The organism is Noviherbaspirillum sp. Root189, assembly GCF_001428545.1.
GTDB lineage: Bacteria > Pseudomonadota > Gammaproteobacteria > Burkholderiales > Burkholderiaceae_D > Noviherbaspirillum.
Genome location: NZ_LMHZ01000001.1, coordinates 49,420 through 73,171 on the forward strand (window position 1 = coordinate 49,420; position 23,752 = coordinate 73,171).

Consider the following 23,752-nt stretch of genomic DNA (forward strand, 5'->3'; position numbering starts at 1 on the left):
GTACGGCCAGGAAAAGTAATACGGCGAACAGCATGTTGATAAGTGCTCTACGTTAAAATCGGTCGCTCCATTCACCCAAGGGGAACACTTGAACAAGCGCGAATTCATCCGTGCCGGACTGGCCGCAGGAACCCTACTACCCGCCATGGCCAACGCCAAAGCGGGTAACACAACGCGTCCGGGGCCGGCATTGCTTACCATTACCGGCGCAATCGGCGCCGGCAACCGCGGACCGCTGGATCCGGCGCTCGATCAGATGATGAAGAAGCAGGGCGTGAAATTCGACAAGGCGCACACCTTCGATTTCGCCGCGCTGGCGGCAATGCCCGCAGTCGCCATTCGTCCGACCCTGGAATATGACAGCCAGCCGCATGCATTGCGCGGCCCGTTGTTACTTGACGTGGTAAAGGCGGCAGGCGCCCGACCGCAGGACAATGCGAAGTTGCTGCTGCGCGCCGTGGACGGTTATGCGGTGGCAGTGGCGGTAGCCGACCTGAAAAAGCATCGCTTCATCGTCGCGACCCATCTCGACGAACGGCCGATACCATTGGGTGGACTCGGACCGCTGTGGGCTGTCTACGATGCGGACCGTTTTCCGGACATGGCGGCGCGCCCGTTGAACGAGCGCTTTGGCTGGTGCCCGTGGGGGCTCTACCACATCGAAGTGCAGTAGCGCCCCGCAGCAGGGTGAATATGCAGCCCGCAGCCTCGTTTAAGCCTTAGGTTAAGACTAAGGCTTCAGTACGATCTTGATACATTCATCCTGCTTGTTGCAGAAGATATCGAAGCCGTGGGGCGCTTCGTCGAGCGACATGCGGTGGGTAATGACAACCGTCGGATCGATTTCGCCTTTCTGGATACGCTCGAGCAGCGGCTTCATGTAACGCTGCACATGCGTCTGGCCGGTGCGGATGGTCAGCGAGCGGTTCATCACCGAGCCGAAAGGGATCTTGTCGAGGAAGCCGCCGTATACGCCGGGAATCGACACGACGCCACCGTTCCGGCACGCCATCAGTGCCTGGCGCAGGGCAATCGGACGATCGGTTTCCACGCTCATCGCCTGCTTGACGCGGTCGTAGGCGCCCATCAACCCCATGCCATGCGCCTCCATGCCAACCGCATCGATACAGGCATCCGGTCCGCGGCCGCCGGTCATCTCCTTCAGCGCGGCCGATACATCGACTTCTTCGTAATCCAGGGTGATCGCTTTCGACTTTTCACGCGCCATGCGCAGGCGCTCGGGAAAACGGTCAATCGCGATGACGCGCTCCGCACCGAGCAGATAGGCGCTCTGAATGGCGAACTGGCCGACCGGGCCGCATCCCCACACCGCGACCACGGAACCGGGACGGATGTCGCAGGCTTCAGCCGCCATGTAACCGGTCGGCAGAATATCGGACAGGAACAGCACCTGTTCATCGGTCATGCCGTCCGGGATCTTGATCGGTCCGACGTCGGCAAAAGGCACGCGCGCATATTCAGCCTGACCGCCCGCATAACCGCCGGTCAGGTGCGAATAGCCGAAGATACCGGCCGGTGAATGGCCCCACATCTTTTCCGCCATCGCGGCATTGGGATTGGAGTTTTCGCAGACCGAATACAGCTTTTCCTCGCAAAAGAAGCAATTGCCGCAGGCAATGGGGAAAGGCACCACCACCCGATCGCCGATCTTCAGGTTTTTCACGTCCTTGCCAAGCTCAACGATCTCACCCATGAATTCGTGGCCGATGATGTCGCCCTTCTCCATGGTCGGCACAAAGCCGTTGTACAGATGCAGGTCGGAGCCGCAGATCGCGGTCGACGTGATCTTCACGATGGCGTCGCGTGGATTCAGTATTTCGGGATCAGGCACATTGTCGATCCGCACATCCTGTTTGCCATGCCAGACATTTGCTCTCATCCTGGTGTTCCTTTCCTGAACAGTGTGCGGTTCCATGCGCCGCGCGGGCCAGATGGCTGGCCCACGGTAGTCGGAATCTCGCCGGTTTCGATGAGCCACTTGAAGCGGCGCAGGTCTTCGTCAATCTGTTGCGACGGCTCTTCACCGAACATGCCGGCGATGAGCGCACCGGCGACACCGGCCGGCGGACTGTATTGCATGACGACCCGCACAATGGTGCCGCGCCCACCTGGCGCAGACTCGAAGCGTACGCTGCCGGAATTGTCGACATCGGCACCCTCGACCGAGCGCCATGCCAGTAGTTTCCCCGGCTGGTCCTCGGTCAGCTCGGCATCCCATTCCACGGTCATGCCCAGTGGCCCGGTCGCTTTCCAGTGCATGCGGTTTTCACCGGTCAGCTGCACGGATTCGATGTGCTTCATGAAGCGGGGAAACGCTTCGAAGTCATGCCAGAAGCGATAGCATTCCTCCGGCGACTTGTTGATGGTGACGGATTTCTCGACATTCACCGCGCCGCTGATAGTGGGCCCCTGTCCCATGAGTTTGCGTTGCTGATTGTCCATGCTCGACAGCAGGTCAAGCGCGGCAATACCTGCAACGGCCGCACCGGCAATCGCAAGTTTGCGGCGCTGCGCACCGGGAGAGCGGGCCGCGGCACCCAGCATGGCGAGGTCCATCGCATCGCCGGCAACCCGGCTCCAGAGCCAGTTCGCAGGACGCCGCTGACTCAGGATGCCAACACCGGCGGTCAGCTCGCGCGCACCGATCGCGCGCATCAGTGTCGGGCTGTCCGCCACGCCGATGGCACGCGACATCCGGCGCGGCGCAAGCAGTTGTGCAAGACCGAGGCCGATGCTGAACCATCCCAGTGCCTTGGCCAGCTGTTCGGCGCGTCCGGCATTGGGGGCCCGATATTGGGCATCATAGGATGATGCGTACTGGGGGTTTGGACTGTTAAGAAAATCATTGGCGGTCGGCAGATGATGCCCGCTCGCTGCCGACCCGACGGGAGCCGGTCGTGCTGCCTGATCCTGCATGATGTATTCCTCCGTGGCGCTGGTCATCCGCCCGCACCTTGCCGGCTGAATGAACCACATGAATTGCGGAGCCGGCTGCAAACGTATCTTGCGGCCGGGCATGACATTTCAACAACTAAAGAGTTAGTTAGTCAGGCAATGATTCGGGGGAGTTCCCTGCGAGGGCGAGACTAGGCTTGCTTAGAACCCGTTCGCCCTGATGACTTTGGAAAGAGGAAATAGCATCACTGTTGCGATGCCGGTCAGGGAATGCATCCGTATGGGGCAGCGGGGAAAACGATACAGCGCGATACAGCTCGGAGCCGGCAGCTGCGCTCAGGCGGGCAACCGCATAGTGAATCAGCGAATCAAGGAATCAGGGATTGCCCTGCTGTTCGTCTTTGCCGCGTCCGAGGGTAGAGACCTGTTCGAAGGTTTCCCAGTCAAGCTCGGTGACTTCGGGCTTGGGAATGTGTCGGTAATGTTCGAGACCTTCGTTGATGTAATCGTCCGGGCTTTGTTCGGCCTTGCCGGCGTCAGGCGATGCATCGGCTGCTTTCTCTCCGGTCGCGGGTGATGCGGTTTCCTTGATCGGAAAGCGCCAGTAGACCTTTTCAAGCTGCAAGCCGCAGTTCTTGCGCACATGTTCGCGCAGGGTCATTTCGATAATGTGTGACAGCCGGAATCGCTTCATCGGCTCGGATTCGACGACGGCAGTAAAGGCATTGCGTCCTGCCAGGCGGGTACTGTCGCAGGCAACCTGGACACCGCTGCGGCGGAAGTAATCAATGATCGTTGCGTTGATGGAGGTGATGTCACGCTGCGTACGGCGCAGCGCGGCCTTGGCCGAGACGGCATATGCGACGATGCCGATGACGAGCGCGGCAAGCAGCGCGATCAGCGTCAGGGTAATTACGTCAGCATTGAATGGCATTCTTGTTCAACCTCTGTGGCAATGGCGATTGTCCTGTCCCCCCGCATCCTTGCTGGTTCGCGGACTGCATTCGGATCATATCATTGCGCGCGGCAGAATGAATTGAATTGATGCAAAGCGGGCGGCCGATAGTGGCCGCCTGTAGGACGAATTCCAACAAAAATGCCAGCGCCCGGATGGCCTCAGGTGGACTTTGTCAGCAGCGTGAAATGCTCTACCGCCGGCGGCGCAGCGAAGTAGGGACCAACGATCGCCCGCCACTCCTGGAAAGCCGGCGACTCGCGGAAGTCGACCGTATGGTTTTCCAGCGTATCCCAGAAAATCATCAGCACGTAGCGGTCGGGCGATTCAATGCCCTTGTTGACCTTGTATCCCTGAAAGCCTTTGGCCCTGGAAATAACTTGTTCCACGCCACGCTGGATGGCGGCGTCGAATTCAGCCTGCTTGCCGGCTTGAATGCGGATGTCTGCGAGTTCGAGAATCATGTTGTTCCTTGCGGTGGTTGGTTCGGATTGGAATTATTGCATCTTATGTCGCCTCGGGTTCGCCACTGCCGTGCCCGAGGACAAACTCCTGACCAGTGGGTGCTTAACCGGACCTGAACCACCAGCACCACCAGCACCACCAGCGCTATCGCAGCAGCGCAACAAGGCTTACCTCGCTGCTCTTGCAACTGAAGATGCTGCTTTAACACTCCGTTTGCGCGGCGCCGCCTTGCGCGCTTTTACCGTTTTTTCTTTGGCCGCGCTCGAAGACGGCATGCTCAGGCGCTGCTGCAGCAAGGCCACCACGGCGGCCTCCTCGGGTCCGAGCGCATGAAGGTCGGTTTTCAACTCATCCTGTGCCCGCTGTTGCAAGGCATGCAGCATGGTGCCGTCAAGATAGGATTCAATCACGGCCGGATGCACATAGCATTTGCGGCAGATGCTGGGTGTATTGCCGAGTTTTTCGGCAACCGATTCGATGGCGCGCACGACATTTTTCTTGGCCTGCGCTTCCGAATCGAACTTTTCATATTCCTGCAGCGCGAGCGCAGCGAGCACGGTCCCGGACCAGGTACGAAAATCCTTGGCTGTGTAATCCTCGCCGGTGATGCTGCGCAGGTAATCGTTGACGTCACTCGATCCGATCGTATGCGGCTCACCGTCATCATCGATGTACTGAAACAACTCTTGCCCGGGCAAGTCACGTGTCTTTCGGACAATGCGTGCCAGCCGTGGATCGTCCACCTTAATCGCATGATTGACGCCGCTTTTGCCGCGGAACCGGAACTCGACTTCCGAGCCGTCGATGCGGACATGGCGATCACGCAGTGTGGTCAGGCCGAAGGATTTATTCTGACGTGCGTATTCTTCATTCCCAATCCGCATCATGGTGGCCTGCAGCAGGTAGACGATGGTGGCCAGGACTTTTTCCCGGGGCAGTCCGGGCAGGTTCAATGCCTTGTCGACTTCCTTGCGGATGCCTGGCAAAGCCTGGCCGAAGCTGATCATGCGTTCGTACTTGGCCTCATCGCGCACGTTGCGCCAGCGCGGATGATAACGGTACTGCTTGCGCTTTCTGGCGTCCCGACCGGTCGCCTGCAGATGTCCGTTGTCCCATGGACAGATCCAGACATCGGTCCACGCCGGCGGTATTGCCAGCGATTTGATACGTGCAAGCGTCGCTTCATTCGTGACCGCTTTGCCGTCTGCGTCGATGTAGCGAAACCCGTCACGATACGGGCGGCGCGTCATGCCGGGAACATTGTCTGCGCCATAGCGAAGGCCGATTTGCTTGGCAACCAAGGGGGTATCTTGAATAGGAGGAGAGGCTGTCGTCATGAGCTTGCTGGCAGGAGAGGCGTACTCTCACTTTACCGTTACAGCTTTTGCCTGCCGTGAGCGAAGTCAACTGGTGCCAGGCAAGATCTCCTCCGAAACACTCTCTCCCTTAAAACCGCGAACCCTTTTCCTGAAGAAAAGCCAGTTCTTCCGGCGTGGAGGTACGTCCCAGTATGTCGTTTCGATGCGGAAAGCGACCAAAGCGGCGAATGACTTCACGATGGCGAAGCGCAAAATCATGGAAACCGGCGAAGGTGTCGCAGTGCGGCGGCGGCGCATTGGCGAGCAGTTCGGCAAACAGCTCGACTGCATGATCCTGGTCGTCGAGCGATTCGGAATGTTCAAGCGGAAGAAAAAAGAAGACCTGCTCAATCGGCCTCAGTGTTGCATAAAGACCGTTGCCCAATCCTTGTTTGCACCAGGCCAGCGCGAGCGGATCGAAGGCAAACGAGTGTGGCGTCTCACGGTACATGTTGCGTGGAAACTGGTCGGTGAGCAGGATCAGCGCAAGCAGGCCTGCCGACGTTTCGGCCCAGTCATCGAAAGCATGTGACGCGGCCTTATCCGTCAATGTGGCGAAGCGCTCGCGCATGGCGAGGTCGACGGCGGCATTCTTGCTCCACCAGAGTTGTGCTTGTCCATCGGCGACGGCCTTGTCGTCAGCCTCGGAACCAAACCAGAAGTCGAGAATGGTGGCAACATTTTCCATACAGGGGCTTTCATTGGGCAGGGTGACCAATGATAGCGGAGCGAAGCCCGGCGTGCCGGCAGGATCAGGATCACTGAAACTTGCACTCTTTTCGGCGCGGTCGGCGACCGGACTCGCGCAATGTCGCTTGCGCTAATTCTCTATACGTCCAGCGATGCGACGACGCGTTTGTCGACTTCGGGTGAAGGCGCTGTGCCTAAGGGGATGCTGATGCGCAGTACCGTGCCATTCCCCGGCATGCTTTCGATATGCAATTCGCCACCGAGAATGGTAATACGCTCTTCAATGCCGACCAGCCCAAAGCGGTGCGCCTTGCGCCGATCGCCGGGGTACATGCCTACACCATTGTCCCTGATGGCCATGGTCAACAAGCCCTGGTCGATGCGCAACTCGATACCCACAAAGGTGGCGCGTGCATGCCTTCCGATATTATTGAGGGATTCCTGCAGTATCCGAAAAGCGGCGGTAGCGTGTGCGTCCGGCACCGAGTCCGTAGCGCCGTCATCGGTCATCAGCAGTTCACACGGTATATGGTTGCGTGTCTCGAACTGCCTGACTTGCCATTCGATGGCCGCCTGCAAGCCAAGGTCGAGTACAGAGGGCCTGAGGTTGTTCATGATGCTGCGAATCGATTTCATCGTCATGTCGATGTACTCCAGCGCGGTCGATGCGCGCTCCCTGAGGGCCGGATGGCGGCTGCCGGCGCGTTCATGCAGGCTGGCGACGTCAAGGCGCAAGGCCAGCAGGTTTTGCCCGAGTTCGTCATGGATTTCGCGGGCAATGCGCTTGCGCTCATCCTCGCGGATACGCTCCTGGTAAGCGGCGAGTTCGCGTAACGTGGCTTGCGAATCGCGTAGGGCTGCCTCGGCCTTCTTGCGCTCATCGATTTCATGCTCGAGCCGGGTAATCACTTCCTGCAACTGACTGTGTGCCGGCAATCTCGCAGCCTTGGGAATCACCGGCAACATCAGCAATGCGGTGACGATGGCGATGATGGCGGTCGCGGCGTTCAGCAAAGCGGCCAGCCAATACTCTGCTCGCCAGTCGGTGAGGATGGAAGCGAAATGCGTGCTGCCTGCGAGGAAAATGAAGAGTGAAAACATGCTGAACACCCAGCGGAACTGGGTGTGCGGTCGCTTGCGGATGAAGTACAGCAGAGAAAACGAGATCAGGTAATACGCGAAGCCGATGGTCGCGTCCGGAACCAGGTAGGTCCAGAGCAGGTCACCATTCCAGAGAAAGCCTTCCCCAAGCGGCCGGAAGCCGCTTTCTGAAAACCATTGGGCAAAAACGTTCGACACCCTTGCCTCCCTCTCGGTATACAGGCATGGCCGGTCCACCACACCGATCAATAATGCCTGAGTGACGCCAGACTGCATGTCTGGCAACAGAGAATTTCCTCTGGATCAGCGTTGCTCTACCATTGCTGCGGCCACTGCAGCAGCGAGTATGAGGGGTCGCTAAGCCACCTTTTGTTTATAAGAATCAGTGTAGCAGGAGGAAGGCCAAGATTTCCATATTGCCAATTTTCAACATGCCGGGAGTTCTCCGGCGTTGTTGCCTGCAGGCATATCCATAACCCGTACTTAAATGACCGGCATCGACGACTGAAATGGATATAAGACGGAAGTCAGCGGGAGTGTGAAAGCGGTGGACAGAAATAAAAAAGCGGCGCCGGAGCGCCGCTTCTTATTTTCGCAACTGATAGGAAATTACCAATCCAATCAATAACTGATCAATCACTGATCAATAGCTGGTCAGCGGTACTGGCTGCTGGTTCTTGAAGGTGAACACAGTCACTGGAGACTGCTTCATGTTGCCTTTTTCGTCGAACGAGTAGGTGCCGGCGACGCCCTTGAACGAACCCTTCCGGATCTCGGCGTTGACCTTGACCGGATCGACAGAGCCCGACTTCTTCATTGCGTCGGCGAACATCATCATGCCGTCATAGAAGGATGCAGCGTAGACGTCGGGGTCCTGGTTGAAGCGCTTCTTGTACTTGGCCTTGAATTCCGGACCGGAAGCTGCCTTGTCGAGGATCGCGCCGCCTTGCGCGCAGAGGACGTTTTCGCCGACGGCATCACCGCCCAGCTTACCCATTTCAGCTGCACAGATGGTGTCGCCGCCGAGCAGTTTGGCATTGAGGCCGAGCTGCTTCATCTGGCGCGCCATCGGGCCGCCCTGCGGTGCATAGCCGCCGAGGAAGACCGCTTCGACCTTCTTCGACTTCAGGTTGGTCAGGATCGCGGTGAAGTCCGATGCCTTGTCGTTGGTGAACTCGTGGCCCAGCACGTTCATGCCGGAAGCCTTGGCCTGCTTCTTGAACTCTTCGGCGACGCCCTGGCCGTATGCGGTACGGTCATCGATCACGGCGACGTTCTTCAGTTTCAGTTCCTTGGCAGCGTACAGCGCCATCTTGGAGCCGAGCTGGGTATCGCTGGCGTTGATACGGTACAGGGTCTTGTAACCCTGTTCGGTGATCTTCGGGTTGGAACCTACTGTAGCGACGACTACGCCGGCATCGTTATAGACGCGCGATGAGGGAATGGCGACACCGGAGTTGTACGGACCGACAACGAACTTGACGCCGCTGTCGACCAGCTTTTGCGCGACGTTGACGCCGGCCTTCGGATCGCCCTGGTCGTCTTCGCTGACCAGTTCAAACTTGATTTTCTTGCCAGCGACGGTGATCGGATTGGCGTTCAGTTCTTCCACGGCAAGACGGGCACCGTTTTCATTGTCCTTGCCCGCGAACGACTGGGAACCGGACAACGGACCGCTGTGCCCAATTTTGACGACGGTTTCTTGTCCGTATGCCGTACCCACCATGCCGACGAGGGCGAGGCCACCAATAATCTTGTTCAGGTTCATGCGTTTTCCTTGTTGAAGTCTCTGTCGACGGCACATCCGATCGTGTCGGCAAGCGCCAGCGTTATGCACTGGTTAAGTTACGGATGTGGATTATGGACAAGATTTCGACAAATTATCTTGCGTTCTTTTGCCTGAATCCCGACATTTTTGGCGATTAATTTTCCTGTAACCGGCAATTTCAAATTAAATTCGGCGTCTGAAGATCAATGCGGAATAGCAATTCCATGCACAACATGCAAAATCACGGAATCATGAATGTTTACCAGGACATTCCCGCCGCGCTTGCCGATGAACTCATTCAAACCCTGGCCGGTGCCGGCGGAGTGCGGATCGAGCGTATCGTGTCGCGCGGCCATAGCTCCCCTCCGGGATTCTGGTACGAACAGGCAGAACATGAATGGGTGCTACTGCTCAAAGGCGAAGCCTGCCTGCGCTTCGAACGCGGCGACCGCATGCTTCTGCTCATCGAAGGCGACCACGTGACTATTCCGGCGGGCGAACGTCACCGCGTAGAATGGACACGGAATGACGGTACCGACACGATCTGGCTAGCCGTTTTTTATGCACAGGCGACGGCCGATAAATGATCCCCGCTCTATTTGCCACCGGCTACCAGCACGCAGCCCATAACAGAAATTCCCTAGCCTGAATCCTCAATGAACCGTGACCTGCCTTCCTCGCAACCGCTAACGACCGCGCCGTTCGGCCGGCCGGAAAGCGGCTGGCGCCTGCGCCTCTACACCATTATTTTCGAAGCCGAGACCGATGCCGGCCGCCGATTCGACAAGCTGTTGATTGTTGCCATCCTGGCCAGTATTTTCGTGGTGCTGCTCGATAGCGTGCGTGCGATCAGCATACGCTTCGATGTGGAAATGAATGTGCTGGAATGGGGATTCACCCTGCTGTTCACCTTCGAATACCTGCTGCGACTTGCCTGCGTAAAGCGTCCGCTGCGTTACGCCACCAGCTTTTTCGGCATTATCGACCTGCTGTCGGTGCTGCCAACCTATCTGGCGTTTTTTGTTCCCGAGGTGCATGCGCTGCTTGATGTAAGGATACTCCGCCTGATCCGTATCTTCCGCATCTTCAAGCTCACGCTCTATGTGCAGGAGTACCAGGTGCTCACCAGCGCGATCAGTGCCAGTCGCCGCAAGATCCTGGTGTTCCTGTCGATCGTCATGATGGCGGTGCTGGTGATGGGTACGCTGATGTATGTGCTGGAAGGACCGGCGCACGGCTTCACCAGCATTCCGAAATCGATGTACTGGGCGATCGTGACGATGACCACGGTCGGCTACGGTGACATGACGCCGCAAACCGATGTCGGCAAGGCGCTTGCTTCGTTGATGATGCTGCTGGGCTGGGGCGTGCTGGCCGTGCCGACCGGTATTGTGACTGCCGAGATGACGACGCAGCGGCTCAGCCTGCCCGGCAGCCTGCGCCGGAGCACACGCATCTGCGCAAGCTGCCGTAGCGAAGGCCATGACGACGATGCCAGGTTCTGCAAGGATTGCGGTGCATCCATGCCTGCCGGCGGCCAACAGTAACGGACACACTGACCGATTAGAAAACAGGGAGACCGCATGGATCTGATTATTCGCGACGCCACGCTGCCGGACCGCACCCGGGCCGATATTGCCATTGCCGCAGGCCGTATCGCCGCTATCGGTACCGACCTGGCCTTGCATGCCGGACAGGAAATCGACGCCGGCGGCAATCTTGTGACCCCTCCTTTCGTCGATGCGCATTTCCATATGGACGCGACGCTCAGCTATGGGCTGCCGCGCGTCAACCAGTCGGGCACGCTGCTCGAAGGGATTGCCTTGTGGGGCGAGCTGAAGCCGACGTTGGCGCAGGAAGCGCTGATCGAACGGGCGATGCAGTATTGCGACTGGGCGGCGGCACGTGGCCTGCTGGCGATCCGTACCCATGTCGACGTCTGCGACGACCGTCTGCTGGCGACCGAATCTCTGCTGGAAGTAAAGCGCCGTGTCGCGCCGTATATCGACATGCAGCTGGTCGCGTTTCCGCAGGATGGCTTGTTGCGCAGCCCGACCGCATTCGACAACCTCAAGCGCGCGATCGCAATGGGTGTCGATGTGGTGGGCGGCATACCGCATTTCGAACGGACCATGGCCGACGGCGCCGAATCAGTGCGGCTGCTGTGCGAGTTCGCCGCCGACAAGGGCTTGCGCGTCGACATGCATTGCGATGAATCCGACGATCCGCTGTCGCGCCATATCGAAACCCTGGCCTACCATGCAAACCGGCTCGGTCTGCATGGGCGCGTCGCCGGTTCTCACCTGACCTCGATGCATTCAATGGATAACTATTACGTCAGCAAGCTGCTGCCCCTGATTCGCGAAGCCGGTGTCGCCGCAATTGCCAATCCGCTCATTAACATCACGCTGCAGGGCCGTCATGACACGTATCCGAAGCGGCGCGGCATGACCCGGGTGCCGGAACTGATGGCGGCCGGCATCGACGTCGCTTTCGGTCATGACTGCGTGATGGACCCCTGGTACGGACTGGGCTCCGGCGACATGCTGGAAGTCGCGCATATGGGCTTGCATGTCGCACAGATGACCAGTCAGGAGGGCATGCTGGCCTGCTTCAATGCGGTGACGGAAATCCCGGCCCGCATTCTCGGGCTGGAAGACTATGGCCTGCAGCCCGGCTGCCATGCGGATCTGGTCATCCTCGACGCCGGCGATCCGATCGAAGCGATCCGCCTGCGGGCGGCACGACGCTATGTGATCCGGCGCGGGCGCGTTATCAGCCAGTCGCCCGCCGTACGCGCCAGCCTGGATTTGCCGGGACGCCCCGGGACCGTGGATTTCCGGCTTGCTCGCTAAGCCGGAGCGGCGCGTGGCATACTGTGCCAACGCCGATCACAACAGGAACCGGCGCGCTACGATTGACCAAAGAGATAAAAATACAAGCAAGCCGGTACGAGGGAGATGAACAAAAAAACTTACCAGCGCGCGGCCGTCGCCATGCTTGCCGCACTCTGCCTGCTCGCCCTCGCGGCCTTTGCGGGATTGCATGTCGCTACCAGAGTATTGAAGGAACAGGTGCTTCAGGCGCTTGGATCGGATAGCGAAATTGCCGAGGTCGTCGTCGGCTGGTCAGCGGTCGAGATGCGTGGGATACGTATCGCCAGTCCCAAGGGATGGCCAGCCACGGACGCGTTGCGGGCCGACCGGGTGGTGATCGAGCCGGATCTGATCGGCCTGTTTTCAGCGCGCGTGCATGTACGGCGTATCACGGTCGACCGTGCCTATGTGTCGGTGCTGCGCTCCCGCGACGGCAAGCTGCGCGTATTGCCCAGCCTGCTTGAAAAATCCGCGCAAGCGGGACAGCCGGCATCGGTCGCTGGCACGCCAATTTCCATCGGCCACATCGAACTGCGTGAGGGCGTGCTCGAATTCCATGACGCGACCGTCCGCCAGCCGGCGCACAAAACCCGGATCGAGCAAATGCATGCACGGATTGATGACCTGCGCCTGCCAGCGCTTTCAGGCCGTACCCGCATCCAGCTGGACGGTTCGATCAAGGGCGTGAAGCGCAACGGCAAATTGCTGATCGACGGCTGGGCCGAAATCGCTGACCGGAACTCCGAAATCACCACCAAGCTGCAGGGTGTGGATTTGGTCGCACTGCAGCCTTACCTGATCAAGGCCTCGGAAACCGGCGTGCGACGCGGGACGCTGGACCTGAAACTGAAGTCGACCGTGCGCAACAACCGTCTGCATGCGCCAGGCACCGTGACATTGACGGGTCTGGAACTGGCGCCGGCGGGTGGCGCATTCGGCACTTTCATGGGCGTGCCGCGCCAGGCGGTCATTGCGAGCTTGAAGAACCGTCGCGACCAGATCCGTATCGATTTCAGCCTGGATGGCAATCTCGATGATCCGCGATTTTCGCTCAATGACAGCATCACCCGGCGTATCGGCACCTCGGTGGCCGAGAGTCTCGGCATCAGCCTGGAAGGCTTGACGCAGGGCGTCGGTACCGCTGCCCAAGGCCTCGGTGGAATGGTGAAAAAATTGTTCACGCCTTAGACTGGCATCAGAAACCCACCCTGACATCGTTTTTTTCTTCCTTCTTGCAGGCATGCCCAAAAAATATTGCCTGTGGGACACAAAATTCACAAACTGCTATACTTTCGCTAACTTGAAAGTTTTAGAGACGGCGCTGGTTCTTTACCGGTGATCTGTTAAAGAGCAATGCTGTTGCCTGTTGCGCTAAAACCCTTCCATCACCGCAGGGCAAACCGGTCGAAAGACCGGGACGCAAAGCTTCCGGCCTAACAGAGGTTTTCCTCTCATGGTAGCGGGGCCGCCTTCCGAAGCGAAGCCAAGCTTCCGCCTTTGGCATGCCTTGCATCGTTATATTGTGAGCCGCCATGTCCAAAGCCAGCATTGCCCTGTTTTTCGTTTCCGCACTGATGACCTCCCCGGTATTGGCGGCATGCGGCTTTGTGCAGTCCGGCGACACGATGACCATCGTCGTCGGGAGCAACACATCTTCCTGTTTTTCTTCTTCGGAATTCCGCGAAGCCTTCAAGGCCAACATTCAGGCGGCACTCGGTGAAAGCGATGCTGTCGCGGCCGGGCAAAAGAAACCTTTCGATCATCGCACGCGTAATGGCAACAAGCTGTGGGCGCTGGCCGAACGCCATCATCAGGCGACGGCGGGCGGCCGGTATTTCGGCCAGGGTCGATAGGACGCTTTCAATCAATACCGGGTAGATTCTTTTCCATGGAATGGTGGCCTGCGTCCGGTCAGCGTCGCTGATTTGCCATCAAAGTTGCGCCCAAAGCTGTGGTTTTTGCGCTAACGTAGAGCCTCTCAGGAGGATATGCGGCATGTCGCTTTCAGCAGCACAGATTGAACAGTTCAGGACGGATGGCTACCTGGTTTTCAGGAAGCTGGCATCACCGGCAGCTTGCGCCAGCATGCTGGCCGTAACGCAGGCGCACCTGCAGCAGGCACTGGCGCCGGTCGAATTCGAAGCCGAAGTCGGTTACGCCGGCGCGCCCGCTTCACTCGATGCACCGGGTGGCCGGACCGTGCGCCGGCTGCGTGCCGCTTACCAGCGCGACCCGGCGTTTCGTGCATGGGCCGAAGATGCCCGTCTCGTTGTATGGCTGCGCGAACTGCTCGGCGAACGGGTGTGCCTGACGCTGGCTCACCACAACTGTGTGATGACCAAGCACCCCAACTTCGGCACTGCGACGGGCTGGCATCGCGATATCCGTTACTGGTCGTTTGCCCGCAACGAGCTGATTTCGGTCTGGCTGGCGCTCGGCAGCGAAAAGGATGCCAATGGCGCACTGAAGGTGATTCCCGGTTCCCACCGGCTGGACATCAAGCGCTCCCAACTCGATGAACTCGATTTCCTGCGACCGGATGTGCAAGAGAACCTGGCGATCTTTGCCGGCGGGACGACGGTGGAACTGGAACAGGGGGATGTCCTGTTCTTCCACAGCGGTCTGTTCCATGCAGCGGGCAGAAATAACGGCGCTGCGGTGAAGAATTCGGTGGTGTTTGCCTATCGTGGCGAAAGCAATCTTCCCCTTGCCGGAAGCCGCTCGGCGCAAGCAGGCGATGTCTGCCTGGGATAGAAATCGTCGGCCTCATCAGGCATATCCGTAGCCCCGGAGCGGATCCGGGCTGACGCACCGGCGCGTCGGCTGGCATTCGCTACAAACGTATCCCAAACACGTCTTTCAGGCCCGCGCTCCCGGCGGGCGTCAACTGCAGCACCCTCGCCTGCTGTCCGCGCAATAACCATTTTTCATCCAGCATGCGTTGCAACAGCGCGGCACCCAGTGCGCCGCCAAGATGGAACTGGCGCTCGCTCCAGTCAAGACAACCGCAGGCGAACTGGCGCTTTGTTCCACGCAGCGAGGACAAATCCATGCCGAGCCGGGCGAAGGCCTTTTCACCCTTTGCGGAAACGTCAAAGTTTTTTTCGCTGCGTGTCAGCAGGGCCTTCTGCTCCATCTGCATGAGCAGGCTGACGGCCAGTTCTCCGGCGAGATGGTCGTAACAGGTACGGGCAAAACGCATGGCCGGCGGTGTGCCGCGCGAGGCCGGCACCGGCTTCAGCGCGGGGCGCGGGGCAATCGCCGCCAGCGACTCCAGCGCCACGCCAACCGTATGGCTGGCAAGACGGTAATAGCGGTGCCGCCCCTGGGTTTCTACCTGCAGCAATTCCGCTTCGACCAGCTTGGCCAGGTGGCCGCTGGCCGATTGCGCCGAAACATTGGCTGCAAAGGCGAGCTCACCGGCGGGGCGGGCGCGGCCATCGATCAGTTGCCATAACATCGCGGCACGCGCCGGTTCGCCGAGCAGTGCGGCGACCTTTGCAATCTGTACAGCGGATTCCATGCTTCACCTCAGGATGAAATATCGGAGATATCGCCATCGTATCATTCCTCCATCAGCAACGGAAAATGGACAACGGAGGTCACCATGTATGCAGTCGTATTTGAAGTATTGCCATCCGCCAGCGGTTATCAACGCTATCTGGATACGGCCGCCGCCCTGCGTCCCCGCCTTGACGAGATACCTGGCTTTGTGTCGATCGAACGCTTCCGCAGCATGACGAATCCAGGCTGGATACTTTCCCTGTCATTCTGGGAAACCGAAACGGCACTGGTGCAATGGCGCAATCATGGCGAACACCATGCCGCCCAGGAAGCCGGACGTGCTTCAGTGTTCGACGACTATCGGCTACGTGTCGTACGCATGGCCGATGCCGGGACATCCCCGGTGGAAAACAGCCCGCTACTTGTAATGCATGAACATCCTGCCAATCCCAGCCTGCCGCGCGGCAAACGATTTGACAGCCTGGTTACTCCTGGCAAACACATCGATCTGTGGGAGTCCGACGCGGGGTTTGCCGAACCACTGTTACCACCAGCCGCATCAGAGCGTATCTGGTGCGCCAACGTACTGCGTGACTATGGGCTGTTCGACAGGCAGCAGGCACCGCAACACTTTCCTGCCGTGACGCGCGGCTAAGCTCGATCAGCAGTACAAACTGGAGAAAACATGGCAATCATGAACAAGGTGTTATTCCTGCAATCGGAGGTTACCGATCCTTATACCCTGTATGCGATGCGGCGCGTGCAGCCTGTTTGCTGGAGTGCCGAGGACCATGTGTGGGCAGTGTACGGCTACAAGGAAAGTACGACCTTGTTGCAGCATCCGGCCGCAATGATTCCGCCACAGCACACGGAAAAGAACCAGGCGCTCAACGACGCCGCGCGCATGCTGGTCGCACGGCTGGCACGCCTTGCCAATCCGCCAGCGCATCCTGTATTCCGCCAGGCAGTGATGGGTTTGTTTGCCCAATTGCAGCCGCATGCCATTGACGCCATGTTGTCGCGTCTGCTCGGTGATTCAAAAGAAGTCGATTGGGTCGATACGGTATGCCGCAAGCTGCCGGCGCTGGCCGTCATGCAAGGGCTGGGATTTGCCGAAGACGACATTGCGATTCTGCTTCCGCAGACGGAACAACTGACAAAAATCATGCTGCCCGAGAAGACGGCGGCACAAGCAAAGGAAGCCGGCGACGCCGCAGAGTCGGCACTGGCAATCGCCAGGCGCCATATTCTCGCCCATCCCTTGCTTCGGACGCTGGCACAGGACCAGGATGCGCTCGACACGTATGCGGTCAACCTGATCGGCCTGCTTATCCAGAGCGTCGATGCCGGACGTGGCTTGCTTGGCAATACGATGCTGCAGGCGTTGCGGCATCTTGCGGTCGGTGCAACACCCGACCGGCAAACCTGCGAGCGACTGGTGGTGGAAACCCTGCGTTTCGATCCGCCGATTCACAACACGCGCAGGATCATGGCGGACGACGTGCGTCTCGGCGGGCAAGTCGTGCAGCGAGGCGATGCGGTACTGGTCGTCATGGCGGCCGCCAACCGCGATCCGGCGGTCTTCGAACGCCCCGGGCAATTCGACCCCGCTCGCACAAACAACGACAAGCATTTGAGCTTCGGCGCAGGCATCCATGAATGCGCGGCACGACATTTTTCCGTGGCACTTGCCGCAGAGGCGCTGGCCGCGCTATTGGGCCGGACGCGCGTGCGACTCATGCCACAGGAGCTTGCGTATGCGCCCATGGTCAATGCACGCATGCCGCAACGCATGATGCTGGCGCTTGGCTGACCTGGATTGAAACCGAGGGCTCAGCGGATGAACGGGCCGAGCAGCAAACGGGCGACGCCAAACATCTGGTTCAGGAATTGAGACTGCGCTTCGCTGACCATGCGCTGGTAGGCGTCGCGGTTGAGCGAGCCTTCGCATTCCTGCGAACTGAGCCGGCCATCCTGATAGCGCGTCTCACGCATTTTGACGTGTACCTGTCCGTTCTGCGAAAACACTTCCGTCGATGAATAGCGAAAGGTAACAAAACCGCTCGGCATGTTGAACGGGACCTGCTGCGCCGGCGGCCATGCGTCCTGGCGTACGGGTTCGCTGCGTTGTTGTTGCAGTTGTTGCGGCTGTTGAATCTGGTGATCGAGTTCCCACTTCATACGGTATCTCCAATGATCAGGTGACCGATGGCTTCATGCAGCGCATCGTCCACCGTTTCCAGCCAGACGAAGCGCAATCCCTTGCGCGCGGCTTCGGGAATATCATCCATGTCCTTGCGATTGCGGGCCGGCAGCAGGACGACCTTGATACCGGCCTGCAGCGCGGCGAGGACTTTTTCCTTGACGCCGCCGACGGGCAGTACCAGGCCGCGCAGGCTGATCTCGCCGGTCATCGCGCAATCGTGGCTGATCGGCTTGTCGCGCACCAGCGAGGCGAGCGCGACGTAAATCGCCACGCCGGCACTGGGCCCATCCTTGGGCATCGCTCCGGCCGGCACGTGCACATGGATGTCATGTTTGTCGAAGACCTCGGGATCGACCTGGAGTTCAGCGGCGTGGGCCTTGAGCAGCGTGAGCGCGGCCTGCGCACTTTCCTTCATGACATCGCCGAGCTGACCGGTGAGGATCAGCTTGCCGGAACCAGGCGTGCGGCTGGCCTCGATGAACAGGATATCGCCGCCGGCCGGCGTCCACGCGAGCCCGGTGGCGACCCCCGACAGGCTGGTACGGAGAGCCAGTTCGCTTTCGAATTTTGCCGGTCCAAGGATGTCGGCCAGATCGCCGGCGTCGACCGTCACCTGTTGCGCCGATCCTTCTGCCACCCGCATTGCCACATGCCGGAAGACATTGCCGATCTCGCGTTCGAGATTGCGCACACCGGCTTCACGCGTGTAGTCGTGGATCAAGGCGTCGATCGCGTGATCGGTGAGCCGGCATTGTTCCGCTCGCAAGCCATCAGCATCGAGTTGCCGCTGGATCAGATAACGGTGTGCAATCTGCTTTTTTTCCTCAGAGGTATATCCAGGCAGATGCAGCACTTCCATCCTGTCCAGCAAAGGGCCTGGGATGGTGTCGAGCATGTTGGCCGTACCGATGAACATCACCTTGGACAAGTCGAAAGGCTGGGCCAGATAATTGTCGCGAAAACTGCCGTTCTGTTCCGGGTCAAGCACTTCCAGCAACGCCGCCGCCGGGTCGCCATGCATGCCACCGCTGCCAAGCTTGTCCATCTCGTCGAGCATGACCACGCAGTTGTTGGTGCCGGCCTTGCGCAAGGCCTGGATGATATTGCCGGGCAAGGCGCCTACATAGGTACGGCGGTGGCCGCGGATCTCGGCCTCATCGTGCACGCCGCCAAGACTCACGCGGGCAAACTTGCGTCCGGTCGCACGGGCAATGCTCTGGCCGAGCGAGGTTTTGCCGACACCGGGTGGACCGACAAAGCACAGGATGGGGCTCTTTCCTCCCGGATTAAGCTTGCGCACCGCGAGATGTTCGAGAATGCGGCGCTTGACCTTGAGCAGGCCGAAGTGATCTTCATCGAGAATATTGCGTGCGGCTGCAATATCGATACAGTCTTCGCTGCCGATCGCCCATGGCAATTCCGTCATCCATTCCAGATACGTGCAGAGCATTGAATATTCCGCTGCCGCTTCGGGCATGCGCTTGAGGCGCTGCAACTCCTTGCGGGCGTGCGCTTCGACGTCTTGCGGCATCGCTGCGCGGGCAATGCCTTCGGAAAGCTTGTCGAGCTCGGCATTAACGCTTTCTGCTTCACCCAGTTCATCCTGGATGGTCTTGAGTTGCTCGCGCAGCAGGAACTCGCGCTGGCGGTCTTCCATTCTTTCCTTGGTTTGGGCGCTGATTTCCTCGGACAGGCGTAGCACTTCAAGACGCGCGGACAAGGCATCGAGCACCTTGTCCAGGCGCGCAGACAAGTCATCGGTTTCCAGGATTTCCTGTTTCTGCTGCAAGGGCAGGTCAACCAGTCCCGCAACGAAGTCGGCAAGCGCGGTGGCGGAAACCATGTTCTGCGTTGCGGCAACGAGTTCGGCGGAGGCCTGTGGCAACAGGTCGATGACTTCCGCGGTTAACTGCTTTAGAGGAATCATTCGTGCTTCGATGGCATTGCCGTCGTCGGCAGAATCCTCGATCCGCTCCACACGCGCTACCAAAAATGGAAATCCTTCCAGGAATTCCAGCACACGGATCCGCTGTTGCCCCTGACAAACGATGTAATGCCCGCCTTCTTCCGAAGTGATATAGCGCATGATGCTGGCGGCCGTACCAACCTGGTACAACTCATCGGCGCGCGGCGTATCAACTTCAGAGTCATGCTGCAGCAGCAAGCCGATCTCGCGATCGGTGCGCACCGCTTCCCGCGCAGCGGCGATCGACGCTTCGCGTCCCATGCTGATCGGCACGATCATGCCGGGAAAGAGTACGAGGTAACGCACCGGAATGATGACCATTGCATCGTGCGGCAATTTCGGCAGCACAGCGGGTGACGACTTGATGTCCTCCATTGTCCTGGTGCTTTCCCCGCCCAGGCTCGCTTCGAGTATATGTAGTTGCTCCGGCTTGATCATGTCACGTCCCAAGATTGACCGGATACGGTCATGCAGATGCACGGCGCTCGCGGCTGACTTGTTGGACATGGAAGGGCAGACCCTGTTCCTACGAAAGCCCGAATCCGGCAACTGACGACGCGAAGCTAAACCATTGTCAAACTAAGGAACGGAAAAGAGGCAAACTAGACGCGCATCGGGCTGGCATCGAAGGGAATGGAACCGGCATCGATGCGACGAGAGGGCGAGACAGGAACATCGGTTGCGCCACTGCCAGCGCGCCGTAGCGGCGCATCAACGCAGTGGCGCCAGCATGCTTTATACCAGGCCTTCGAACAGCAAGACGTCAACCGGATCACCGGCGTTGACGCTGCCTTGTTCATGATGCAGGACGACCATGCAGTTGGCTTCGGACATCGAACGCAGAATGCCGGATCCCTGTGCGCCCGTAATGCGTACGCGCTGCAGGCCATCCTCACCAACGGTCAGGATGCCGCGCTGATATTCGGTACGCCCGGGCTTCTTGCGGATCGCCGACGCGGATACGGCGCGCATCAGCGGCAAAGGCGCATCGTCCGCGCCCATCATGCGCAGCAGCGCCTGGCGGGCGAAGAAATAAAAGGTCACCATCACCGCCACCGGATTACCCGGCAAGCCGAACAGGTAAGCGCTCCTGCCATTCGAGGAAATCTTGCCAAAAGCCATTGGACGTCCGGGCCGCATGCCGATTTTCCAGAATGTCACATCGCCCAGCGTCGCCATCATTTGCTTTGTGTAATCGGCTTCACCGACCGATACACCACCGGACGTGATCACGGCATCGGCGTTTTCGCATGCTGTGCGGAATGCCTGTTCCAGCGCGGAAGGATCGTCCCGGACCACGCCCATGTCGATGATGTCGCAGCCAAGCCGTGTCAGCATGCCGTACAGCGTGTAGCGATTGCTATCGTAGACACAACCAGCGTCCAACGGTTCGCCGATGGAACGCAGTTCATCGCCGGTCGAGAAAAAGGCGACACGCAAACGGCGTTGCACCGGCACTTCCGCAAAACCGAGCGAAGCCAGCAGGCCGAGGTCGGCGGGACGCAGGCGCTTGCCTTTGAATAATGCAGGCTTGCCCGCCATCAGGTCTTCACCTTGCAGGCGTCGGTTGTCACCGGTTTTGACCACGCCTGCGGGAATGGTCACCGCAGTGGCATTGGTAGCGTCGGCAGCCTCGGTAAATTCCTGCGGCACCACGGTATCGCAGCGCGCCGGCATTGGTGCGCCGGTCATGATGCGGATGCATTCACCCGGATTCAACGTACCATCGAAGCGGCCGCCCGCGTGCACGGTGCCGACTACTTTCAGGACGGTCGGACCGGCCGCACCAAGGTCCGCACCGCAGACCGCATAACCGTCCATTGCCGAATTGTCATGCTGCGGCACATTGATCGGCGACACGATATCTTGCGCAAGAACCCGGTCAAGCGCCGAACGGATCGCGACTTTTTCCACACCCTGCACGGGTGCGACCACATCGCGGATAATTTGCTGCGCTTGTGCCACGGGCACGGCATTCGGGTCGTAGCCCGACAGGCAGCTGATGACTTCTGAAAGGCTGGGCATGGGGGTCAGGTATTTTCGAAGCGACGCAGTTCGTCAAGGGTGTTGATGTTGCGGAAAGCGGTTTCGTCGGGAAACATGACTTCGACGAAGTTGAGTGAACGGTACCACTTGTCGATCTTGCGCTCGCCCAATTGCAGGAAGGCAGTCAGGTTCGGCAGTACCGAGGCTTTCATCAGGCAGAACACCGGATGCGGCTGGCGCCTGCCCTCTTCCTCGGTGACGGCAACCGCGAGGTCCGCATCGTTGTCGGTCAGTGCCTGGAACAGGCGTTCGACTAGATCCTGCGGCAGAAAAGGCGAGTCGCACGGGGCCGTCACCAGGTAGTTGGTATCGCACTGCGACAGGCCAGTCTGCAAACCGGCGAGCGGCCCTTCGAAACCCGTGAGCTGGTCGGGCCAGACCGGCAACCCGAAACCTTCATACGGACCAAGGTTGCGATTGGCGTTGATCATCAGGGCGCCAACCTGCGGCGACAGGCGCATGATGACATGCAGTACCATCGGCGCGCCACGGAAATTCTGCAGGCCCTTGTCCACGCTCCCCATGCGGGAGCCGCGGCCGCCGGCGAGGATCAGTCCGGTAATCTGTTGAGTATCGATCGTCATGGAAGCATTCATTGGAACTTCGTAGGGACGGTAGCGGACATTGTAAGTCGTGCATCGTTTATCTGTCGAACAGTCGTGATAACGTCATGGCAAACTGGCAAGACCCGTCCGAAAAACTTGCAAGCGCATTCGCTGCAATCTGGTTTAGACTTTGCGCATCTATGAGGAGAAGTAATGAGCATCTCGATTGAAACCGTCAAAGCCGCCTTGTCGCAAGTCATCGATCCCAATACCGGCAAGGACCTGGTCAGCTCCAAATCCGCCAAAAATATCCGCCTCGACGGCGCCGATGTCATGCTGGACGTCGAACTCGGCTATCCTGCCCGGAGCCAGCTGGACCTCATCCGCAAGGCCACCATTGCCGCAGTGCGCGGTGTCGAAGGCGCCGGCAATGTCAGCGTCAACGTGTATTCGAAGATCATTGCCCATACCGCACAGCGCGGCGTCAAGCTGATGCCCAATGTGAAGAACATTATTGCCGTGGCGTCCGGCAAGGGTGGGGTCGGCAAATCGACCACCGCCGTCAATCTGGCGCTCGCACTGGCCGCCGAAGGCGCCACCGTCGGCATCCTGGATGCCGATATCTACGGCCCCTCACAGCCGATGATGATGGGTATCAATGGGCGTCCTGAAACAGTGGATGGCAAGACCATGGAACCGCTGGAAAACCATGGCCTGCAAGTATCGTCGATCGGGTTCATGATCGATCCGGACGAACCCATGGTCTGGCGTGGCCCGATCGTCACGCAGGCGTTGCAGCAATTGCTCGAACAGACCAACTGGCGCGACCTGGATTACCTGATCGTCGACATGCCGCCGGGCACCGGCGATGTGCAGCTGACTTTGTCGCAGAAAGTGCCGGTCACCGGCGCGGTGATCGTCACCACACCGCAGGACATCGCGCTGCTGGATGCGCGCAAGGGTCTCAAGATGTTCGAGAAAGTTGGCATCCCCATCCTCGGCATTGTTGAAAACATGAGCATGCACATCTGCTCCAACTGCGGCCATGCCGAACCGATTTTCGGCCAAGGTGGCGGCGAGAAGATGTGTGCGGAATATGGCGTGGATTTCCTCGGCGCGCTGCCGCTGACGATGTCGATCCGCGAGCAGACCGATTCGGGCAAGCCGACCGTGGTTGCCGATCCGGATGGTCAGGTGGCGGCGATCTACAAAACCATTGCGCGCAAGGTCGCGGTCAAGGTGGCGGAAAAAGCCAAGGACATGAGCAGCAAGTTCCCGAGTATCGTGATCAAGAACGACTGATGCGGGGTTAATGCATGGACTGCTGCGGCGCAGCAAAACGCCCTTCCTCACTCG

At 59.3% G+C, this 23,752-nt stretch carries 23 protein-coding genes and 1 riboswitch; of the genes, 10 read left to right on the forward strand and 13 right to left on the reverse strand.

The genetic code is table 11. From position 1 onward, the window contains the following. Window positions 1-88 precede the first annotated feature (88 nt). On the forward strand, window positions 89-673 hold the full coding sequence (locus ASE07_RS00230) for a hypothetical protein (protein ID WP_057288791.1): 585 nt from the start codon (window positions 89-91) through the stop codon (window positions 671-673). A 57-nt stretch (window positions 674-730) separates the two neighbouring features. Here the strand turns inward: ASE07_RS00230 and ASE07_RS00235 are convergent, their stop codons facing one another. The 8 genes from ASE07_RS00235 to ASE07_RS00270 form a co-directional block, all read right to left on the reverse strand. After that, a complete protein-coding gene (locus ASE07_RS00235; protein WP_057288792.1) occupies window positions 731-1,900 on the reverse strand; it encodes a zinc-dependent alcohol dehydrogenase in 1,170 nt (389 codons plus the stop codon). Beyond that, a complete protein-coding gene (locus tag ASE07_RS00240) occupies window positions 1,897-2,964 on the reverse strand; it encodes an SRPBCC family protein (protein WP_235548294.1) in 1,068 nt (355 codons plus the stop codon). Before ASE07_RS00240 ends, ASE07_RS00235 begins: the two co-directional genes overlap by 4 nt. Window positions 2,965-3,292: 328 nt before the next feature. After that, complete coding sequence (locus tag ASE07_RS00245) at window positions 3,293-3,850, reverse strand: hypothetical protein (RefSeq protein ID WP_057288793.1); 558 nt, start codon at window positions 3,848-3,850, stop codon at window positions 3,293-3,295. A gap of 182 nt (window positions 3,851-4,032) precedes the next feature. Further along, window positions 4,033-4,335 carry an antibiotic biosynthesis monooxygenase family protein gene (locus tag ASE07_RS00250; RefSeq protein ID WP_057288794.1) on the reverse strand — a complete coding sequence of 101 codons (303 nt, stop codon included), beginning with the start codon at window positions 4,333-4,335 and terminating at the stop codon, window positions 4,033-4,035. A 168-nt stretch (window positions 4,336-4,503) separates the two neighbouring features. Continuing rightward, the gene (locus ASE07_RS00255) at window positions 4,504-5,673 is read right to left on the reverse strand and encodes a DNA topoisomerase IB (RefSeq protein WP_057288795.1); all 1,170 of its coding nucleotides are present in this window, start codon (window positions 5,671-5,673) and stop codon (window positions 4,504-4,506) included. A gap of 109 nt (window positions 5,674-5,782) precedes the next feature. After that, window positions 5,783-6,382, reverse strand: coding sequence for a DUF924 family protein (locus ASE07_RS00260; protein WP_057288796.1), 600 nt, complete (start codon window positions 6,380-6,382; stop codon window positions 5,783-5,785). Between the two features lie 140 nt (window positions 6,383-6,522). Further along, window positions 6,523-7,761, reverse strand: a complete 1,239-nt coding sequence (locus tag ASE07_RS00265) for a sensor histidine kinase (RefSeq protein WP_057288797.1) — start codon at window positions 7,759-7,761, stop codon at window positions 6,523-6,525. A 367-nt stretch (window positions 7,762-8,128) separates the two neighbouring features. Next, complete coding sequence (locus ASE07_RS00270) at window positions 8,129-9,253, reverse strand: branched-chain amino acid ABC transporter substrate-binding protein (protein WP_057288798.1); 1,125 nt, start codon at window positions 9,251-9,253, stop codon at window positions 8,129-8,131. Between the two features lie 251 nt (window positions 9,254-9,504). Between ASE07_RS00270 and ASE07_RS00275 the strand changes: the two genes are divergently transcribed. From ASE07_RS00275 to ASE07_RS00300, 6 genes are all read left to right on the forward strand, one after another. Further along, window positions 9,505-9,840: a hypothetical protein gene (locus ASE07_RS00275; protein WP_057289050.1), complete on the forward strand. Its 336-nt coding sequence runs from the start codon at window positions 9,505-9,507 to the stop codon at window positions 9,838-9,840. A 69-nt stretch (window positions 9,841-9,909) separates the two neighbouring features. Next, a complete protein-coding gene (locus ASE07_RS00280; protein WP_057288799.1) occupies window positions 9,910-10,800 on the forward strand; it encodes an ion transporter in 891 nt (296 codons plus the stop codon). Between the two features lie 36 nt (window positions 10,801-10,836). Then, window positions 10,837-12,108, forward strand: a complete 1,272-nt coding sequence (locus tag ASE07_RS00285) for an amidohydrolase family protein (RefSeq protein WP_057288800.1) — start codon at window positions 10,837-10,839, stop codon at window positions 12,106-12,108. Between the two features lie 105 nt (window positions 12,109-12,213). Next, the gene (locus tag ASE07_RS00290; protein WP_057288801.1) at window positions 12,214-13,317 is read left to right on the forward strand and encodes a DUF748 domain-containing protein; all 1,104 of its coding nucleotides are present in this window, start codon (window positions 12,214-12,216) and stop codon (window positions 13,315-13,317) included. 196 nt (window positions 13,318-13,513) lie between these two features. Beyond that, window positions 13,514-13,602: riboswitch (cyclic di-GMP riboswitch) on the forward strand. 59 nt (window positions 13,603-13,661) lie between these two features. Then, window positions 13,662-13,982: a hypothetical protein gene (locus tag ASE07_RS00295; protein WP_057288802.1), complete on the forward strand. Its 321-nt coding sequence runs from the start codon at window positions 13,662-13,664 to the stop codon at window positions 13,980-13,982. A gap of 142 nt (window positions 13,983-14,124) precedes the next feature. Next, a complete protein-coding gene (locus ASE07_RS00300; RefSeq protein ID WP_057288803.1) occupies window positions 14,125-14,883 on the forward strand; it encodes a phytanoyl-CoA dioxygenase family protein in 759 nt (252 codons plus the stop codon). Between the two features lie 79 nt (window positions 14,884-14,962). Here ASE07_RS00300 and ASE07_RS00305 read toward each other — a convergent pair whose 3' ends face one another. After that, complete coding sequence (locus tag ASE07_RS00305) at window positions 14,963-15,652, reverse strand: ArsR/SmtB family transcription factor (protein ID WP_057288804.1); 690 nt, start codon at window positions 15,650-15,652, stop codon at window positions 14,963-14,965. 84 nt (window positions 15,653-15,736) lie between these two features. Here ASE07_RS00305 and ASE07_RS27875 point away from each other — a divergent pair, with 84 nt between their 5' ends. Both ASE07_RS27875 and ASE07_RS00315 read left to right on the forward strand, forming a co-directional pair. Beyond that, window positions 15,737-16,288: an antibiotic biosynthesis monooxygenase family protein gene (locus ASE07_RS27875; protein WP_082583864.1), complete on the forward strand. Its 552-nt coding sequence runs from the start codon at window positions 15,737-15,739 to the stop codon at window positions 16,286-16,288. 30 nt (window positions 16,289-16,318) lie between these two features. Next, entirely contained in the window at window positions 16,319-17,446 is a 1,128-nt protein-coding gene (locus ASE07_RS00315) for a cytochrome P450 (RefSeq protein WP_057288805.1), read from the forward strand. Window positions 17,447-17,466: 20 nt separating this feature from the next. Here the strand turns inward: ASE07_RS00315 and ASE07_RS00320 are convergent, their stop codons facing one another. From ASE07_RS00320 to mobA, 4 genes are all read right to left on the reverse strand, one after another. Further along, window positions 17,467-17,814, reverse strand: coding sequence for a hypothetical protein (locus ASE07_RS00320; RefSeq protein WP_057288806.1), 348 nt, complete (start codon window positions 17,812-17,814; stop codon window positions 17,467-17,469). Further along, complete coding sequence (gene lon, locus ASE07_RS00325) at window positions 17,811-20,180, reverse strand: endopeptidase La (protein WP_057289051.1); 2,370 nt, start codon at window positions 20,178-20,180, stop codon at window positions 17,811-17,813. The genes ASE07_RS00320 and lon overlap by 4 nt, the downstream gene beginning before the upstream one ends. A gap of 360 nt (window positions 20,181-20,540) precedes the next feature. Next, on the reverse strand, window positions 20,541-21,830 hold the full coding sequence (gene moeA, locus ASE07_RS00330) for a molybdopterin molybdotransferase MoeA (protein ID WP_057288807.1): 1,290 nt from the start codon (window positions 21,828-21,830) through the stop codon (window positions 20,541-20,543). 5 nt (window positions 21,831-21,835) lie between these two features. After that, the gene (gene mobA / locus ASE07_RS00335; protein WP_057288808.1) at window positions 21,836-22,435 is read right to left on the reverse strand and encodes a molybdenum cofactor guanylyltransferase MobA; all 600 of its coding nucleotides are present in this window, start codon (window positions 22,433-22,435) and stop codon (window positions 21,836-21,838) included. Between the two features lie 174 nt (window positions 22,436-22,609). Between mobA and apbC the strand changes: the two genes are divergently transcribed. Then, window positions 22,610-23,698: an iron-sulfur cluster carrier protein ApbC gene (apbC, locus tag ASE07_RS00340; protein WP_057288809.1), complete on the forward strand. Its 1,089-nt coding sequence runs from the start codon at window positions 22,610-22,612 to the stop codon at window positions 23,696-23,698. Window positions 23,699-23,752 lie beyond the last annotated feature (54 nt).